The organism is Pirellulales bacterium, assembly GCA_036267355.1.
Taxonomy (GTDB): domain Bacteria; phylum Planctomycetota; class Planctomycetia; order Pirellulales; family DATAWG01; genus DATAWG01.
The window spans coordinates 1-17538 of sequence record DATAWG010000112.1 but is presented as its reverse complement, the minus strand read 5'-3'; the positions used below and the strand labels follow the sequence as shown (position 1 = coordinate 17538).

The window sequence follows — 17538 nt, the reverse complement described above, 5'->3', positions numbered from 1 at the left end:
ATTTGTAATGTTGACGACACTAGCCCGAAGCGTTAGCGAGGGACGCACGCCGCTTGACGCACGCTTGCTCGATGGGTGTGGGCCGGTGGGAGTTCGTCCTCGCTAACGCGAAGGACGCACGCCGCTTGACGCACGCTTGCTCGATGGTTTGTGGGCCGGTGGGAGTTCGTCCTCGCTAACGCTTCGGGCTAGTGTTCCGGGCGACTGCTCCGCACCGGTCTATGCTATTCGCGGAGCACTGGCGGAGCCAGTGGCACACAGAGGAATCGCCAGTGGCGCACGGGATCGCGGCGGTGGCACGCGAGGCCGCCGCTAAAGGCCCAGCACGTCGGACATGCCGTAGAGGGCGGGGGATTTGCCGGCCAGGAATTTTGCGGCCGCCAGGGCGCCATACGCATAGCAATCGCGGTTGGTCGCACGGACCGAAAGTTCGATCGTTTCGCCCAGCAGGCCGAAGAGGATCGTGTGCCGGCCCGGATCGTCGCCGGCGCGCAGCGCGTGGTAGCCGATTTCGCCGTGCGGCCGGGCGCCCGGCCGGCCTTCGCGGCCATGCCGCTGTTCGGTTTGGCCCATTGCTTCGGCGATGATCTGGCCGAATTTCAACGCCGTCCCGCTCGGTGCGTCTTCCTTGTAGCGGTGATGGCATTCGATGATTTCGACATCGGCTCCCGACGCATGGTGGGCCAGCGCCTTGGCCGCCACTTGGGCCAACTTCATCGTGAGGTTGACCGCCAGGCTCATGTTGGGCGACCAGAGCAGCGGGATTTTCGCGGCGGCCGTGTGCAGCAATTGTCGCTGGGCGTCGCTCAGGCCGGTGGTCGCAACGACCAGCGGGATGCCTTGCTCGACACATGCACCGACGATCGCTTGCACACCGGCGGGAACCGAAAAATCGATCACGACTTCGACCGGCCCCGCGAGCTTTGCCGTCAGCGGCACCCCGATCGACCCTGCGCCGGCAATCGCTCCGGCATCTTGCCCGAGCCGCGGATGGGCCGGCGCTTCGATGGCTGCCGCGACGGTCAGTTCGGGATCGGCGTGAGCAAGGGCGACGAGGCGTTGCCCCATCCGCCCGGCTGCGCCATGGATTGCAATTCGGATTGGGTTCATTAAGGAACGCAGGGGACAGGATTCAGAGAACAGGGTTCAGGCTCGGCCGAAAAATAACTTCCGCTTTTTGAACCCCTCACCCCGCCTTCTCCCGCAAGGGGAGAGGGGTCTGTGGAGAAGTTATCTTTTGGCCGAGGCTACGCAGGGGTGCCCACACAACAACGACCATGATCCGCCGGCAAGCGACCCGGCGGCGTGAGCGGCGCGGCTTTCGATCGCGGCACTGCCCGCCAACGCGATCAAACTTACCGCACTTAATTTAGCGTAAATCTGGCCGCAGCCAATCTACCGCCGAAGGAAATCGCGAGAGCGCGATTATTGGCAGCCACACACCGGGGCGCATTGAGAGCATGCGGAGGGCATTTGCACCACTGCCGGCGGCGTGGAAACGACCGGCGGTTGATACACCACCGGAGGCGTTGTGGCGTAGGCCGGGGCGGGATAGGCCGGAGCGGCGTAGGTCGTGCCGTAGCCGCGGTTGCAGCCGCAACAACCGGTGTTGCCGGCGATGGAGACTGCCGCCACGCACAGCAAGAAAAACGTCGACTTCATAGCGGATTCCTCGTGGAGCAATGCCCCGTCGGGTGGCGCAAGCGGATTCGATCGGCTGCCCGCCCGCGATTCGAAAGCCCGTCGTACTTCCTGCATGCCCCGGCTTCGGTGGACAAGGAGCGGAACGGTAGGCGGATTCGCCGAGGAGGTCAAGATCAAGCCGAATAAGGCTCGGCCGAAAAATAGCTTCCGCCTTCTCGCCCCTCATCCCGGCCCTCTTCCGCAAGAAGAGAGGGGCCTGTAAAGAAGCCTTTTTTTCCCGCCGAGCTTAACACGCGGCTGAGCCTAAATGCCCGGCCGCTGCCACTTCGGAGGCTGACGGCGTAAAATGTGATAGATAACCGTTTCAGGCAATTTCCCGCGCTTGGCATGCCGCGAGACGCCAGCCCAACCAACAGCCACCCACGAAAATCGCACCATGAGCACCCAAGATCGTTGCCAACGCCGGGCCGATGCAGCCACCGAGTTCGATCGTCATGACCATCGAGACGACGGTACTCGGGTTGCCAATTTGCTGGCCGACGGCCTCAGCATGCTGCGAGACCTGCTCTTCACGCGCATCCACGGCGATATGGAAACGCAGTTCGGGCTGGATTCGATGCTGCTGCCCATGTCGCTGTTGAAAAGCGAAGCCAATACGAAAACCGAGATCGAAATTTATCAGATCGCCGAATCGACGGCCGACGCGGCGGCCAATCGCTACGCAGGCGGGGATGAGGCTTGGTATCTGAATTGGCTAGCACGACTGCGGCTCGGCGACGCGGTCGGTTCGCCGGGCATCGTGCAGCGGCTCGCTTCCTATCGCGGCCGATCGGGCGACGAGCGGCGGCGCATCTTTTCCAGCCAATTGCAACGGGTCCATCCCGAAGCGGGACGTGCGCCGCTGGTGATGTTTCGGCTGCTGCCGCTCGCCGTTTCAATTGCCACGGCGATCGCGTTCGGCGACACGCGGCGGGCCGAAGAAGTCCGCAAACGGCAGGTGACTTGGCTTCCGAGCATCGCCGATTGCCATGCCTGCCACGGCCGGTTGATGGATGTTGCCGAAGAATGCCCGCAGTGCGGCAACCCGATCTGGAAGTACAACTGGCTGACTGCGGATTGATGTGGGCCTGCTGAAATGCAGACCGAGTTTTCCAACTCAATGTGCTTGAATGCGCGCCCTTTGAGGGCGCAGGGTAACTCGGACGAACGCGCGTCGAGAGAAACGGAACGTCTTTCCGGCGCTCACCACTGGCCGACTGCGCTGGCTAGTGGCACACGGGGACAGCCAATCACTTGGACAGCCAATCTCACGGGGACAGCCAATCTCACGGGGAAGGCCAGTCTCACGGGTCTCTCGCCGGCGCCATCGCGTTGTCTTCGAGGGCTTTCAGCACCGCGGCGGCGACGATCTCGTGCCCCTTCTGCCCGAGATGCACATTGTCCCAGCCCCAATACTGCCGTTTGGCTGCGGCGTCGGCCGATGGAGCTTTGCGGAATTCGGCGGCGATGTCGAGGAAGCCGGTTTTCTTTTCGGCCGCCACTTCGCGGACCGCCCGCTCGAGTTCGCGCGTCGTTTCCCAGCGAGAGCGCGAGGGGAGCGTCGTCATCAGCAGAATATCGGCGCTGCCGTGCGTTTGCCGCCGGATGCGATCGACGGCCACGCGCAGATATTCGGCGAAACGCGGGCCGCGCACATTCGAATCCCAATCGTTGCCGCCGAACCAAACGGTTACCAGATCGGGCGCGGGGGCGTCGGGGCTCCAGCGAGGCATCAGAATCGTATTTTGACTGAGCGTCGTCCCGCCGATCGCCGGATTGACCAGCGTGGCGATACTTTTGTAACGGTCTTTGATTTCTTTGACCAATAGCTCCGACCAAAGCGTCGGCCGGTTCGACCAATGATGCGGATCGCTGAGCGAATCGCCCATCGTCACGATTGTGACCGGTTGGTGCGCGCGAAATTTGGCAGCCACGCGCTTCAAACCGGATTCGATCGGGGGGATCGCCAATGTTTCGATCTTTGATGCCAAGGCGATCGGGCCGACGGTATACGACTCGGCCGGATAATCGCGCCAGAAAAACCATTTTCCAAACGCCAGATACCCGAATCCGCTCGGGTCGTAGCCGCCTTTGACGCCGATCAGCGGGCCGGCCAGCTCGGGCAGCAGATCGCTCCAGGCGACGTCGATCTTCCGCCACGCGTGCGAATCGATCGGAAAACAGTAGGCGTAGCGCAAGCCGAAATTGTTCTTGTCGATTAATTCGATGCCGCCCCAATGGCTCGAGCCATCTCCCTTGATCCAGAGGCTAAATCCCGCGGCGCGGTCCCAGCCGGCCGTCGAGGGAATCGAGGCCATGATGAATCCGCCGCTTGCGCCTTCGGGGAATGAGAGCTTCATCGCCTTGCCGAATTTGGCGTCGTCGATCGCTTCGACCGTGCCAGCCGACACCTTTTGATTCTTCTTGTCGGTGAACTGCCCCGCATGAAAGCCCATCGAGCTGGCATCAAAAATTGGCGCTGGCGGATGATCCTCGGCAGAGCAACGCCGCGCGCGCCCACTGGCGTTCAACGCAACCGCGGCAACAAACAATAGGGCCCAACGAAGGGCCGGCCAGAACAGAACAGATCGGGAGTCGGCAACGACGGTGGGCATCGCTTGACCTCTTCTAAGAGCGGCGGGCAGAACGTTTGACGAAAGCGGCAGCAAATCGGCGACCGCGCAACCATGCTAATCCGAAACCGCCGGGGAGGCGAGCGCTCGCCGCGGCCAGCACACCGGACGGCCAAAACGTCCGACGGGCGACGGCAAATCGCGCCCCGAAGCGACCCATCTTCCGCAGATTCATGCCTGCGATGCTGTCGATTGGCCGCGACTGGACACGAAAAACGGGGCGGTACGGCGATTTTTTTCCTGATTCAACTATCCGCTTGATTGGCAATAACTTAGGAGTCGTTCGGCTCCCGCACTGGCAAGCACGGTTTGCCGCAAATCGCTGGCTTCCTGGGCCGCTTCGGCTAATCTATTGGAATTCCCACGTTGTCGGTTTTCCGGCATGATTGCGGCCGATTCACGGACGATTTCGGCAACCTGGGATATACTTTTCATGACCACGCTCTTCTCGACACGCGTCTCATCTCCCGAATTGAAGCTGAAACAAAAGTCGGCGGCATCCGGCGATGCCGCGGAAGGCGACTCCGCCCGCGAGAACTCTTCCCCTGTGACTTCGCCTACGACTTTCGAAACTGCCGGCTCGGCCATGCTCGACGGAACAACGACGGCCATGCTCAATCCACCGAATCGCGACACGCTCGATCGCGACAGTTCCCGCGCCGTTCTCGCAGCGACCGAAAATCGCCAGGCCAGCCGGCAACAGCCGCGGGCCGGCGCGATCGAAAAGCCCGGCAATGAATCGCGGTTTGCATTCGTCGATGCGCTGCGCGGCTTGGCCGCGCTGGCGGTCGCCTTCCATCACATTTTTCGCTATGGGCCCTTGGCCGAGCCGGCGTTGAACGTGGTGCCCAATTTCGTGAACGTGCTGTTTAAAAATGGCCGAATGGGCGTGCCGGTGTTTTTCGTGATCAGCGGATTCGTGATCGCCTACGTGCTGCGCAAGGCGCGGATCGACGTCGGGTTTTTGCGGACGTTTGCCGTGCAACGTTTCTTGCGGCTTGGTCCGCCGTATTGGTTCACGATGCTGTTCGTGGTCGCGCTTTATACGGTGACTCGCGTGTTTCTCCTTGCCGAGCCGACGCTATTGAACGACTATCCGACATTGGGCGGGATCGTAGCGCACGTGTTCTACTTGGAAAACCTGCGACATGTTGAAAACATCTCGGTCGGGTTTTGGACCTTGTGCATCGAGATGCAGTTTTACCTGCTCTTCGCAGTGATGCTCGGCTCGGCACAATGGCTAACACAGCGGATTTCGGCGCGACTGCGGGGGGGGCAAAAATCCGGAAGCGAACGCCGACTGCTTTCGGCCGTGGTGCTCATGGCCATTTTTGCGCCGCTGGCGCTGAAGTCGATGTTCCAATACAGCTTGGACAGCGAGAACACCGATTGGGTGACGCACTTCTTCGTCTGCTTCTTCCTGGGAGCGATGGTGTGGTGGGCGATGGATCGACGAATTCCACGCTGGATGTTTTGGGCGTTCATCGCCGCGGCCCTCTATCGCCAACACCACCATTGGACATTGCACCTCACCGTGGCGCTGACCACGACCGTTGCGATCTATGTCGTCGGCCGCTTGGGGCACCTTGGCGACTGGCTGAATTTCCGCTGGCTGCAACACCTCGGGCGGATCTCGTATTCGCTCTATTTGATTCACTACCCGGTGAGCTGGATCATCGGCTGCATCGGCTTTGCGCTGACGGGCACGGCCGTGATTCCGGCGGCGATGTGGCTGTTGCTGGGATTGACGGTGAGCATCGGCGCGGCGCATCTGTTGTACGTGTCGATCGAATTGCCGGCGATCCGCTTGGCCCGGCGCTACAAAGAGTGGCAAGGCGGCACGCCGCTGCTCGCCCGGATCGAACCGGCCGCGGCGCTCGAACCCGTGCCAATCAAGCCGGCAACGGCGCGGCCGTGATGCGGGTTGGGCGGGGCCGAGACCGGCACTCGGCAATTGCTATTCGGGATGCCATGCCCGCGGCTCGGCGCGTGGGATCGCCATGATCTTCACGAGCTACAGAAATTTGAGCCTGAAAGGCTCATTCCGTCAGCCCTGGGCGAAGCCGCGTGAGCGGCGCAGCCCTGGGAATGTAGTACAACGGGTGGTCCGGCCCTGAAGGGGCCGTTCCATGATTTTGCGGCGCCATGTTGAACGGCCCTGTCAGGGCCGACGCGTCGTACGGGGGCGGTCGGCCCAGGCCTCCGCCGCTTGCGCGGCTCCGACCTGAGCTGGCAGAATCGGCCTTTCAGGCCGACACGCCTCACGATGCACCCGCGTGAATATTACCGATAAGCGGTCAGCGTGGGCATGCTTTGCCGACTACATGCCCGCGCAAAGCCGTGACCATGGCACCCACGCTGCGGCAGCGGTCGGAGGTTGATTCCGGCTGATTCTCAGCCAATTTATAGCCCCATCTGGCCGAGAATGCCGGCCAGGCTGCCGATGGTGGTCGAGAGCGACGGATGCGATTCTTCGAAGTACAGCGCCGCGTCGGCGAGCCGGCGCGTCAACGAAATTGGTTCGGTCGGCGGCAGTTCCGCCGCAGCCTGCGGTGAGTTCGCGAGACTATTCAAAATCTCCGCTTGCATCGCTGCCAAGCGCTGTTTGACCGCTGGATCGATCTCCGGCGACTCGGCAAGTTCGGCTTGCAACTGGCGAAGCGTCGCTTCGATTCTGGTTCGATCGGTAGACATGCATAGCTCCGAGACGGCAACATTTGCGCTTGATGCGGCTTGCAAATTCGTGCCGCGGCCCTGACGCCAGTATTTCACACCAGTCGCGCTTGTGCCAGCGGCTATTTCGGATTCCGCTCCGCGGTGGGCGGCTTGGCGGGCTTTTTCCAAGCATTCCAGTCGTTGGTCACATCGTCGGCCATGGCGCGGGCGGCGGCGGCCAGCCATTTCTTGCCGCGGGTAGCGAGATCGTGCGCGATTGCCGCGAGGGCCTTCGCATCGCCGCAGTGGACATTCGCCGTTTCGCGCCCCATGGCGGTCAGTAGCTTTTGCGAATCGCGCTTGGCCGCCAGATTCGCCAATTCGATCCGGCTGCAATACGGCCCCAAGCGGCGCAGAATCCACGAACCCACGGGGGCGAAAAATGGGTCGTGAATGCGAACCGCTTGCCGCACGATCTGGCCGTAGAGAATTTCGGCTTCGCCCGGCTGCGGATCTTGCCAGCCCCACGCCGAAACGCACAGCTCCTTGATTTCCCGGGCAATCGCGCAACCGCCCCATTCCGCCAAGGCCGTGAATCGCCGCCGGCCAAGGCTGCCCAAGCCGGCCCGCCGATGTACGACTCGATACGGCATCGCCGGCTCGGGGAGAAGTTTTTCCAGCAGCGGCCGAACAAAGTCGGGCACCTCGGCCAGCGTCTTGAGCTTGCTCAGTTTGTCCCAAAATGAAATCGGATTGCGCTCTTGGCTATGGGCCATGTCGCGCAGCGACGAATCGTGTTCCTCGAGCACCACGGGCCGGCCGCGCTCGTCGAGCGTTGCGGAATATCCGACAAGAATCGCGTCGCATGCGTCGGCCGGATCGATCTTCAATTCCGAATTCTCGATCGCCAAAAGCGCGCTGGCCGCAAGCCGCACCAGGTCGTTGGCATACGGCTGCAAGCTGGCTTCGTCGAAATCATTGATGCCCCAGATCAGGCGGCCTTCCGTGTCGCGCCACGTGCCGAAATTTTCGACGTGCAGATCGCCGACCCCGAGCACCGTCGGCGCCGCGAGCAGATCGGCGCACACGGTGCGAAATCGCTGGGCCCAGCGGTAATACGTGGCCCGAAAAAACGGAAATGGCCCCTCCGCCATGCGCTGATGCTTGTCGTCGAGGTCTTCCTTGATCAGCGGAATCCGCGCCCCAAGCCACGATTCGTACCGTTCGGTAGCATCGTGGATGGACATGGAGCGAGAGGCTACAGGCTGAAGGCTACAAGCTACAAGGCTACAGGCTACAAGGCTACAGGCGCGAGGGCATCGTCGTCGTCGGGAATGGGCAACAAAGGGGCCGCGCAGCGGCTCCGATCTCCGACCTGTAGCCTTCCGCCTTCAGCCCGTAGCCTTTTTCACTGTTTCTGCTTCAGCAGCTTGAAATGCGCGTTCAGCGTGTAGGAATCAGGCTGGCTATCGAGGCCGGGCGAAAGGTGGTGATACTCGGCCTTGATCGCCGCGACGAGATCATCGGCCGCCACCGCCGACTCATCCATCGTCGTAATCCATAGGTTTTGGATCACACCGTTGTCGGGGAATTGTGTCATGGCTTTTTTCAGGTCGGGACCATCGTGGTCCAATTTTTTGCCCGCCTTCAACAGATTCAACACCGCGATGGCGAATTGTGCGTCGCCGTAGCGTTCCCAGCCGAAGCGGTTCAGGTTTTCGGAGCGCTCGGGATTCTCGGTCGAAAGCGCGCAAAGAATCTTCATGGCATCGATATCCCCTTCCTTCGATTTCGCACGCTCCGTCAGCTCCTTGTCGAACTGCTCGAAAAGTTGGTCCTTCGTTTGCAGATGCGACTCCAACACGGCATCGATCAAGCCGGCCGCGACGACGCTGCTTTCCGGCAACGCGCCCTTTTCCATGATCAGCCCGGCATCCGTCAGCGACTTCAGCACCGGTGCCGCGGCCACGGTGTCTTGCAGTTCGATATCGACCCAGCAATGAATGGCTTTAGCGCGCTTACTGTCGGGCCCGAGCGCGGCGTCGATCACCGGCAGATCGCGGCTCAAAGCGTCGTCGTCGATATCGACATTCCACCAATCCTGGTCGAAATTCAGGTCGAGATAGATCAATCGTTCCGCCGCTCCGACTTCTTTATTCTTGACGCGCGTCAGCAGATCGGCGCGGCGGCGAAGCGGCGAAACGCCGCCGTAGATGTCGCAGATCGCCAGATCGATCAGTTCATGGTTCGTCGCATGACCGGCGGCGTCCCAGGATGCGACCGCCTCGACGAGTTTGCCTTGCTCGAGCCAACAATCGGCCAACAGGGCATTGACCTGCGGTTCGTCGGTCACCAGCGTCAAATATTGGGCATATAGGGGGGCCGCCTCGGCGTATTCCCCCTTGCGATGCCGTTCCATCGCCCATTCCAGAATCACGTCGGGCTCGTTCGGCTTGGCATCGTACACTTTCTTGTGCAGCGCATACGAAGCCGAGCGGTCGAGATTGAACAGGACATTGGCAACCGCAAGCTCAAGCGCCGGCGATTTGTCTTTTTCAACCAAATCCGCCAGCACCTTGGTGGCTTGATTGAAGTCGCTGTGGGCCAGATCGGGGGTGCGGGTCAGTTCCGAATCATATCGATCGGCTTTTTGACCCAACTCGATTTGAAACGCCTGATCCTGGGCCGAGGCGGCGCGGGCCCCGATCCCGCCGAACAAGATCGCACAGGGCAAAAGCACAAGAATTCCAAAACGCATGATCCACCTCCCAGAGGGCGAAACGGCGATGCCAAACAAGAAAGTAAACCCCCGCCGCGAAACAAAGTTGCGGCCATTCAAGCATAACCACGGCCCGCCCGCGGTTCAAATTCCCCGCGGAACCGACGCTCCCGTCGCCGGCCCCAAGCCCAGGGAAGGCCAGCACTGCGGTCACCAATGGCCAGCCGCGTGCCGGGCCTTCCCTGGGCTTAGAGTCGCGAGAAGGCGTGGCCCCGGCATTGCATTCACGGCAACTCGGCCGCGAAGAAATCTTGCCAGCCACGGGCGATTTGGTCGATTTCCAGCGTCGTCGCCCCGTCGGTTCGCCCGATGCGGTGGTCCACGAAATCGAACACCACGACCAATCGCCGGGTGGTATCGCTAAACACCAGCGCATCACTCCACCGCACGGCCGCCGGCTCAGCCTTCGCTGGCCAGACAAAATTTCCGTCGTCCAACAGCCCCCGCCGTAGGTGATCGAGCCCGAGCGCCGCCGTCACATCCTTTCGCTGAACGACAACATACGCCTTGCCGGTGACGAGCAGCATATCGGCCGAAGCTGCGCCCGCCGGCGTTTTCTTTGATTCATCGGCCGGCCGCAGACGAAGCGCCTCGACCCGCGGCGCGTCGGCAATCAGCCGGGCCATGTCGCCGCCCCACCATGCCAACACACCGTGCGATGCCCAGGTGTGATAGCCCACGCTCACCAATCCCAGACCGCAGGCCACGACGAACATCAGCAAGATTGCCAACCGGCTACGGTCCATCGGAGGAAGGGTGAGGGTGAGGGTGAGGTGTGATGACGTAGGCGGCCAGTGATGGAGTTTCATTACTAACCCTATCCTCTCCGGCTTGGCCTCGCAATCGATAGTTGCTCCCCACCGCTGGGTGCGGATAGACTGATGATGTGCGAGCCTTGGCCGGCGTCCGGGAGAGCTCGCGCGAACATCGAGTTCGAGCTCTTTTGGTGTCTTATCGGAGTTGTCCGATGCAGTTTCTTTGGGCCTGTCCGTCTTGCGGTTCTCCGCTCCGCGTCGACACCGTGAATGCCGGTCGGAAGAGCCGCTGCCCCAAATGCCAGGCGACATTCGCGCTCCCGGCAAGCGATCCTTCCGCTGCGCCGGTAGCGAAGCCGCTGATGGCGAAGCCGCCGGTGGCGAAGCCGGTGGTGGCGCCGATTTCGCCGCAACCCGCCGCGGCACGAGCGGTGCCTGGACAAGCTGCGCCCGTGCAAGCCGCGGCGAAACAAGCAGCAGTCAAACCGGCGCCGCTTGCGTCGGCCGCTGCGCCGACGATCAGGGCTCAGCCGCCAAAAACGCAGCCCTTGCGAGCGGCGCCGATTCCGGCCGCGCCCGAGGCGGCGATTCCCGTTGTGCCCGTAGCCGAACGGCCCGGCGGCCGGCGCATGTTGCCGCCGCGCAAGGCCGCGGCCGACCCCTCCGCGCGCACCCCTGCGAATTCGCCCGCTCAACCGAGTTCCACCGGCATGCCGTCCCCGGAATTCGCTTCCAATGCCGCCGCGGATGAAACAACCGGCGAGCCGATGGACGAATTGTTCGCCCCACAAGAATCGTACGACGAGCCCACGGGCGAGACCGATTTTCTTTCCGAACTTGCCGGAATCACGGGCACTCCGTCGGCGGCATCGGCAGCGAGCCCGTCGGCCAGCGGCGCGGCAGCGTCCGGCTCGTCGCGTATCGGTTCGTCGCTGTCTGCTTCGATCAAAACGGGGGCCGCGAAATCGCGCAAGCCGGGCGCGCGGAATCAAAATCAAAAATGGATCTGGATCGGCGCCGGCATCGCCACGGCAGTGGCCGTGCTGGTGCTGGGCACGGTCATGCTGCTCAACAACGGCGGCAACGGGCCGGCCACCGCCGAGGCCAATCTCGGCTTGCCGGCGCATCTTGTCTTCGATTGGCCCGAAAGCGATCGGCTCGGTGCCAAGCTTGATATCGATGGCAAGCCGCAACAAGTGCCGAACGACGGCGCCGTCGAATTCGAGTTGCCGCAAGGCAAGCATCGCATCTCGATCCGCCGGATCGGCAAGGCAAACGTCGAGCAAACCGTCGTTCTCAAGCAAGACGAGCGACACCTATTCAAGCCCGAGTGGAAGGATGTCGAAACGCTGGTCGACGCCAAGGCCGGCGCGCCGTCGGCCGATAACGACATGCTCGTGACCGACGCCTTGCCGGAATTGAAACATTGGTTGACCGACATCGACGACGCCAAGCAAAAGGCGGCCGTCGAGAAAAAAGACCTGCTGCTCGTTTTCTTCGGGCCCGATAATCGGCAATGGTGTTTGCGGTTGGCTGCCGACTTGCTGGTGAAGCGGGAATTTCAAAAATTCGTCGATCCGAAATTCGTGTTGGTGCTCTTGGAAGCGCCGCCGGCCGCCTCGATGGTCGATGGCAAGGGGACGGCCCGCGCGGCAACAATCGCTCGCGAGGCGGCCTACTACACCGTCACCAGTTGCCCCACGATGGTGCTTGCCGACGCGCAGGGGACGGCCTATGCCCGCGAGGAGTATAAGCAGGTTCCGCTTATCGACCATTTGAAAACGATTGCCGACGGTTTGGCGATTCGCAAGGAACGCGACAAACTTTTCGCCCCGACGGAAACCGGCCCCGATGCTTCGCGGCTCGCTGCCGCGCAAGAGGCGCTGGCGTGGTTGGAAAAGAACGAGTTGACCGCGCTCTATATCTCCAAGCTCCATAGCTGGCTCGACTTGGCGGCAAAGGTCGATCCAAACAACGAAAAAGGCCTGTATGAATCGTTCTTCCTGGCCGACATGCGCTTGCGGCTGCAAAGCGCCGGCAAGGAAGATCCCGAGCGGATTCGCGCCGCGAGCCGGCCGCTCGAGGATTGGCAAAAAGCGGGGCGGAAATTCAAAGATGGCGACGTCGCCGCGCGGACCTACCTGAGCGTGGCCGGAATGCTCTTCAACGCCGGCGATCCGGAAGCGGCCACCGCCTTCATCGAAGGGGCCTACAATTGCAACCCCGGCGATCCCCGGCTGAAAGCCTATCTGGGCCAGTTGCATGCGATGATGACCTCGCCCGTGTCGTTCGGCTCCGGCTTCGTGTTCGCCGCGGGAGGCTATATCCTCACAAACAACCACGTGATCGCCGGCGACGGAAAAATCTTCGTCCGCGTGCCGGGCAATAAGAAAGAGATTCCCGCTCAGGTCGTCAGCGCATCGCCGCAATTGGACGTGGCGGTGATCAAGATGGTGGGCGACATTCCGGCAATCAAGCCCTTGCCGCTGGCCACCACGACATTGCCCCGCGGCACGGAAGTGGTCGCGTTCGGCTATCCGCTCGGCCAGGAAGACATGAAGCTGACGCAGGGCCCGGTGAGCGCTCCTCCGTCGGAAAAAGAGCACTACTATGTGCTCGACATGCGCGTGAACCCCGGCAATAGCGGCGGACCGCTCGTGGACATGAAAGGCGAGGTGGTCGGCATCGTGTCGGCAAAAACCGTCGCCCGGGATGAAAAGGAAGATAGCTACGGCCTGGCGATCCCGGGGCAAACCGTGGCCGGCTTCGTGAAAAAAGTCACTCCCTCAGTTCCCGATTTCCATCCGCTCGGCGCCGACGACTCCGCCAAGCTCACGGAGCAAGACAAGCTGACCAAAGTCGACGCCATCGTCAGCCAAGCCGTGGTGCAAATCGTAAAACGCCGCGGTTGATTATTCGCTAGCCGCGCACAACAGCCCATTTGCGTCGAGCAAGCGATTCCCGACGCCTCGCTTTCGAGGGAAAAACAAGGAGGGCGGGCCGGAATCGGGATCGACAATCCCGACCATCCGCGCCGAGAAAGCGGTTCCTGACGCGTTTTCACCTTCTCAGGTTTGTATTCTATTTTGAACGCTATCTCGATGAACTTCGACCCGGATCAATTTCTGCCGGCCGGATTGCCCTCACTGGCAAACCCTCAGACAGCGCTCCCTGCTATTGCCAAAGATGAGCGACTGATGGCGTTGATCGACGACGCGGTACGGCAGTTGCCGACCGGACACGAGGTGGTCGTTGGCGACGCCCGCGAAATGGGATTGGAAGCCAAGAGCGTTCACCTTGTGCTGACAAGTCCGCCGTACTGGACAAAGGAATATCGGCATAGCCCGGGACAACTCGGCGACATGGAAGATTACGCGATGTTCTTAGGGGAACTCGACCGCGTATGGCAGCAGTGTTACTCGGCTCTCGTGCCGGGGGGCCGACCGAGAGACATGTTCAGCAAAGCCGAGGTCGCACTCCATGCGCGATGTTGAAAGGCGAGTGGGCGAAGCGATCAAACTATTCTGGCTGGTGCGCGACAAACAAAGCCAAAGCCAGGGAACCAGTAGCGGCAGTAAAGATGCCGGGCTGCGCGCCGCCGTCACCGGCGGAAAGCATCTCGATGGCTTTGCCGAAATCTGCAGAGACCTATTCATTGCGGCCGGAGTTCCGGAAGCGCATGTCTATTGGAAGGCAAAGCGAAAGGTGCCGGGCTATTATCGAGCGGAGAAAGATTGGGATCTGGTTGTGGTGGCCGACGGTCATTTGTTGGCCCTGCTGGAGTTCAAAGCGCAGGTCGGTCCGAGCTTCGGGAATAATTTCAACAACCGCACGGAGGAGGCGCTCGGCAATGCCACCGACGATCCGCGCCGACGCGCGCGAGCAGACTCGGCGCCACGCTCCGACCATTGCGATCCCGTCATGATGGCCCCTCGTATCGGACGAAGTTTTGACCATCGTGCTTAGAGGTTGCTGCCGGCTGGCTCTCAGGATTCTCGCCATTTCCGCTTTGCGGTTTCTTTGACGGCCTGATTGCTTTGCCAGCCGCAAGGATTTATCTTGACGGGCGTGTTGCCGGCTCGTCTTCGTTTTCCATTTCGGGAGATCTGCCTTGTTTAACGGGGAGCATGCTATGAAGCCCAAAGAAGTGTTGGCATTGTGCCGCGAAAAGGATGTCAAGGCCATCGATCTGCGATTCATGGACTTTCCGGGCATGTGGCAGCATTTCACCATCCCGGTCAACAAGCTTGAAGAAGACGTGTTTGAAAACGGGCTGGGGTTCGACGGCTCGAGCATCCGCGGCTGGCAGGCGATCAACGAAAGCGACATGCTCGTGGTGCCCGAGCCGGAAACCGCTTTTCTCGACCCGTTCACCGCGCTGCCGACGCTGGTGATGATCTGCAATATCCAAGATCCGATCACGCGCGAAGACTATAGCCGCGATCCGCGCAATATCGCCCGCAAGAGCGTCAATTATCTAAAAAGCACCGGCATTGCCGACACGGCCTTCATGGGCCCGGAACTCGAGTTTTTCATTTTCGACGACGTGCGCTTCGACCAGCGGGCCCACGAAGGCTACTACCACATCGACAGCGTCGAAGGCGAATGGAACCGCGGCCGCGACGAAAAGCCGAACCTCGGCTACAAGGTGCGCTTCAAGGAGGGCTATTTCCCGGTCCCCCCCACCGACGCGCTGATGGATATCCGCAACGAAATGATGCAAACGCTGATCGACTGCGGCGTCGACATCGAGGCCCAGCATCACGAGGTGGCCACCGCAGGGCAGTCGGAAATCGACATGCGATTCTCGCCGCTGGTGCGCATGGCCGACAATGTGCTGATCTATAAATACGTGCTCAAGAGCGTGGCCAAGAAGAACGGCAAGACGGTGACCTTCATGCCCAAGCCGCTGTTCGGCGACAACGGCTCCGGCATGCACACCCATTTTTCGCTGTGGAAGGGGGGCAATCCGCTCTTCGCCGGCGGCGCCTATGCCGGCCTGAGCGAAATGGCCTTGCACGCGATCGGCGGCGTGTTGAAACACGCCCCGTCGATCCTGGCCTTCACCAATCCCACGACCAACAGTTACAAACGGCTCGTGCCGGGCTACGAAGCGCCGGTGAATCTGGCGTATTCGCAGCGCAATCGCTCGGCCTGCTGCCGGATTCCGATGTACAGCCCGAGCCCGAAGGCGAAGCGCGTCGAGTTCCGCTGCCCCGACCCGAGCTGCAACCCGTATCTGGCGTTCTCGGCAATTCTGATGGCGGCGATCGACGGCATTCAGAACAAGATCAATCCGGGTGAGCCGCTCGACAAGGATCTATACGACTTGGAGCCGGAAGAGCGGGCCGAGATTCCGCAAACCCCCGGCTCGCTCGATGAAGTGCTCGACGCGTTGCACGCCGACCACGAATACCTGCTGCGCGGCAATGTGTTTACCAAAGACGTGATCGAAACCTGGATCACGTACAAGCGCGAAAAGGAAGCCGACGCCGTGCGCCTCCGCCCGCACCCATACGAGTTTTGCTTGTATTACGATATCTAGAATGGCGGCCCGCCGTTCCAAGTACAATAGCTACTCGTCGCACGACGAAGGCCACTACGCCAAACCGGCGCAGCCGTCTGCGATCCTTGGCGGCATCGGGCGGATATAATCACAACGTCGGCGCCCGGGCCAAGCGCTCGTGTTCCAATTCACGGCGGACACGCGGATGCTGTCATCTCGCGACTTTCGGCGCGCCGCGGAGCAACGATTTACGACCGCCCAATTCCTTCTCGAAAATGGCTTTACGTTGAACGCCTTTTATCTCGCTGGATACGCCGTGGAGTGTATCCTTAAAGGGTTGGTAATGCACCTGACGCCGGTCGCAGACCAGCAAGCAACGTTTCAGCGACTAAAAAGCGGGGCAAAAATGCATTACCCAGAACACTTGAAAGAGGAGTTGAAAAGCCTCGACCTTCTGATTCCCGCGGGCATCGTGAAGCGATTCAGGCGATTTGATTGGACTACCGACCTCCGATATGAATCGGGACGCCGGCCGGCAAGCGAAGTGCGCGGCTTTTTGAAGGGGGCGGCGGCAGCGGTCAAGTGGGCTACGGGAGAGATGAAATGACTACCGGGAATGCGACGGTGCCAGAATGGGAAAAATTCCGAACTGACGAATCCCGAGCGGTCGAATTGCTTTTGCGCAAGAGCTTTGAACGAGCCGACGCCTACCGTTACAACTCCGCATCGCTACGTGTTCGAGTCATCGACCCGAGTTTCAAGGGCTTGTCGCGAGAAGATCGTGACGATCGCGTTGAGCCCGCATTGTCGAACCTGGGTCAAGACACGCAGGCAGATATCATGAACCTCGTGCTCTTGTATCCGGGCGAGGAAAACGAGTCGTCTCGTGCCTGGATTCTCAATCAAGAATTCGAGCACCCCGCGGATTCGATGCTCTAGCTGTTTGCTCCGCCCGTTGCGGAATGGGATTTCCAGCCGGCTGCCGTTATTGCAGCGCAGCCAGAAAATCATCCAGGGCGTTAAAAAACGCGGGCGGCGGTGGGTCGTTGTGGTCGCCGCCGGGGATGGTCACGAATCGCTTCGGCTCGTTGGCGGCGGCGAAGAGCCGCTTGGCGCTCCAGAGCGGGATCACATGGTCTTTATCGCCGTGGAATTGCAGTAACGGGCTGTTCGGCGGACCGCAGGATGCCACAACCGACTGCGGACAGCAGCAACGAGAGGCAAAGATTCACCAGCGTCGGTCGGAGCGCGGACCGGTATTGCATCGTCGCCAATCTCCGTTGCCGGGCGGCCGGCGTTGCCCGATTGTCGGGCGGCCGCGTGATTCGGCCCCCAGCCGGCGGGGAGCATATGGCGGCTTTGCAGCGGCGGCAAGGGCAAATCCTGGCTGCCGCTAATTCACCAGCCCCTTGGTTACTAGCATGAACACGTCTTCCAGCGTCGGATCCTTGTCGGCATAGCTGCGCACGCGCACGCCTTCGCGCATCAGGTGCTCGAGCAGTTCGGCCACTTTCGCATCGTCGCCTT

At 61.3% G+C, this 17538-nt stretch carries 16 protein-coding genes; 8 read left to right on the top strand and 8 right to left on the bottom strand.

All coding sequences use genetic code 11. The annotated features are described in order from the left end of the window. Positions 1-312: 312 nt before the first annotated feature. Positions 313-1110, bottom strand: coding sequence for a 4-hydroxy-tetrahydrodipicolinate reductase (gene dapB, locus VHX65_17895; protein ID HEX4000429.1), 798 nt, complete (start codon positions 1108-1110; stop codon positions 313-315). Between the two features lie 315 nt (positions 1111-1425). After that, entirely contained in the window at positions 1426-1662 is a 237-nt protein-coding gene (locus VHX65_17890) for a hypothetical protein (protein HEX4000428.1), read from the bottom strand. Positions 1663-2080: 418 nt separating this feature from the next. Between VHX65_17890 and VHX65_17885 the strand changes: the two genes are divergently transcribed. Further along, entirely contained in the window at positions 2081-2764 is a 684-nt protein-coding gene (locus VHX65_17885; GenBank protein HEX4000427.1) for a hypothetical protein, read from the top strand. 223 nt (positions 2765-2987) lie between these two features. Here the strand turns inward: VHX65_17885 and VHX65_17880 are convergent, their stop codons facing one another. Further along, positions 2988-4298 (bottom strand): GDSL-type esterase/lipase family protein, encoded by a 1311-nt coding sequence (locus VHX65_17880; GenBank protein ID HEX4000426.1) that lies wholly within the window; start codon positions 4296-4298, stop codon positions 2988-2990. A 451-nt stretch (positions 4299-4749) separates the two neighbouring features. Between VHX65_17880 and VHX65_17875 the strand changes: the two genes are divergently transcribed. Next, positions 4750-6234 (top strand): acyltransferase, encoded by a 1485-nt coding sequence (locus tag VHX65_17875; GenBank protein HEX4000425.1) that lies wholly within the window; start codon positions 4750-4752, stop codon positions 6232-6234. A 485-nt stretch (positions 6235-6719) separates the two neighbouring features. Here the strand turns inward: VHX65_17875 and VHX65_17870 are convergent, their stop codons facing one another. From VHX65_17870 to VHX65_17855, 4 genes are all read right to left on the bottom strand, one after another. Next, positions 6720-7010 (bottom strand): DUF4404 family protein, encoded by a 291-nt coding sequence (locus VHX65_17870; GenBank protein HEX4000424.1) that lies wholly within the window; start codon positions 7008-7010, stop codon positions 6720-6722. A 101-nt stretch (positions 7011-7111) separates the two neighbouring features. Continuing rightward, positions 7112-8218, bottom strand: coding sequence for a DUF2252 family protein (locus tag VHX65_17865; GenBank protein ID HEX4000423.1), 1107 nt, complete (start codon positions 8216-8218; stop codon positions 7112-7114). Between the two features lie 161 nt (positions 8219-8379). Continuing rightward, on the bottom strand, positions 8380-9729 hold the full coding sequence (locus VHX65_17860; GenBank protein HEX4000422.1) for a hypothetical protein: 1350 nt from the start codon (positions 9727-9729) through the stop codon (positions 8380-8382). A gap of 245 nt (positions 9730-9974) precedes the next feature. Next, entirely contained in the window at positions 9975-10496 is a 522-nt protein-coding gene (locus tag VHX65_17855; GenBank protein HEX4000421.1) for a hypothetical protein, read from the bottom strand. A 221-nt stretch (positions 10497-10717) separates the two neighbouring features. Between VHX65_17855 and VHX65_17850 the strand changes: the two genes are divergently transcribed. From VHX65_17850 to VHX65_17825, 6 genes are all read left to right on the top strand, one after another. Next, the gene (locus VHX65_17850) at positions 10718-13417 is read left to right on the top strand and encodes a trypsin-like peptidase domain-containing protein (GenBank protein HEX4000420.1); all 2700 of its coding nucleotides are present in this window, start codon (positions 10718-10720) and stop codon (positions 13415-13417) included. A gap of 189 nt (positions 13418-13606) precedes the next feature. Continuing rightward, positions 13607-13999 (top strand): hypothetical protein, encoded by a 393-nt coding sequence (locus VHX65_17845; GenBank protein HEX4000419.1) that lies wholly within the window; start codon positions 13607-13609, stop codon positions 13997-13999. Next, positions 13986-14471 (top strand): PaeR7I family type II restriction endonuclease, encoded by a 486-nt coding sequence (locus tag VHX65_17840; GenBank protein HEX4000418.1) that lies wholly within the window; start codon positions 13986-13988, stop codon positions 14469-14471. Before VHX65_17845 ends, VHX65_17840 begins: the two co-directional genes overlap by 14 nt. A gap of 166 nt (positions 14472-14637) precedes the next feature. After that, the gene (gene glnA / locus VHX65_17835; protein ID HEX4000417.1) at positions 14638-16050 is read left to right on the top strand and encodes a type I glutamate--ammonia ligase; all 1413 of its coding nucleotides are present in this window, start codon (positions 14638-14640) and stop codon (positions 16048-16050) included. A 166-nt stretch (positions 16051-16216) separates the two neighbouring features. Next, positions 16217-16618, top strand: a complete 402-nt coding sequence (locus tag VHX65_17830; GenBank protein HEX4000416.1) for a HEPN domain-containing protein — start codon at positions 16217-16219, stop codon at positions 16616-16618. Beyond that, positions 16615-16950 carry a hypothetical protein gene (locus tag VHX65_17825; GenBank protein ID HEX4000415.1) on the top strand — a complete coding sequence of 112 codons (336 nt, stop codon included), beginning with the start codon at positions 16615-16617 and terminating at the stop codon, positions 16948-16950. The genes VHX65_17830 and VHX65_17825 overlap by 4 nt, the downstream gene beginning before the upstream one ends. A 46-nt stretch (positions 16951-16996) precedes the next feature. On the opposite strand, the gene VHX65_17820 is transcribed toward VHX65_17825, so the two are convergent. Next, positions 16997-17203 carry an alpha/beta hydrolase gene (locus VHX65_17820; GenBank protein ID HEX4000414.1) on the bottom strand — a complete coding sequence of 69 codons (207 nt, stop codon included), beginning with the start codon at positions 17201-17203 and terminating at the stop codon, positions 16997-16999. Between the last annotated feature and the right edge of the window lie 335 nt (positions 17204-17538).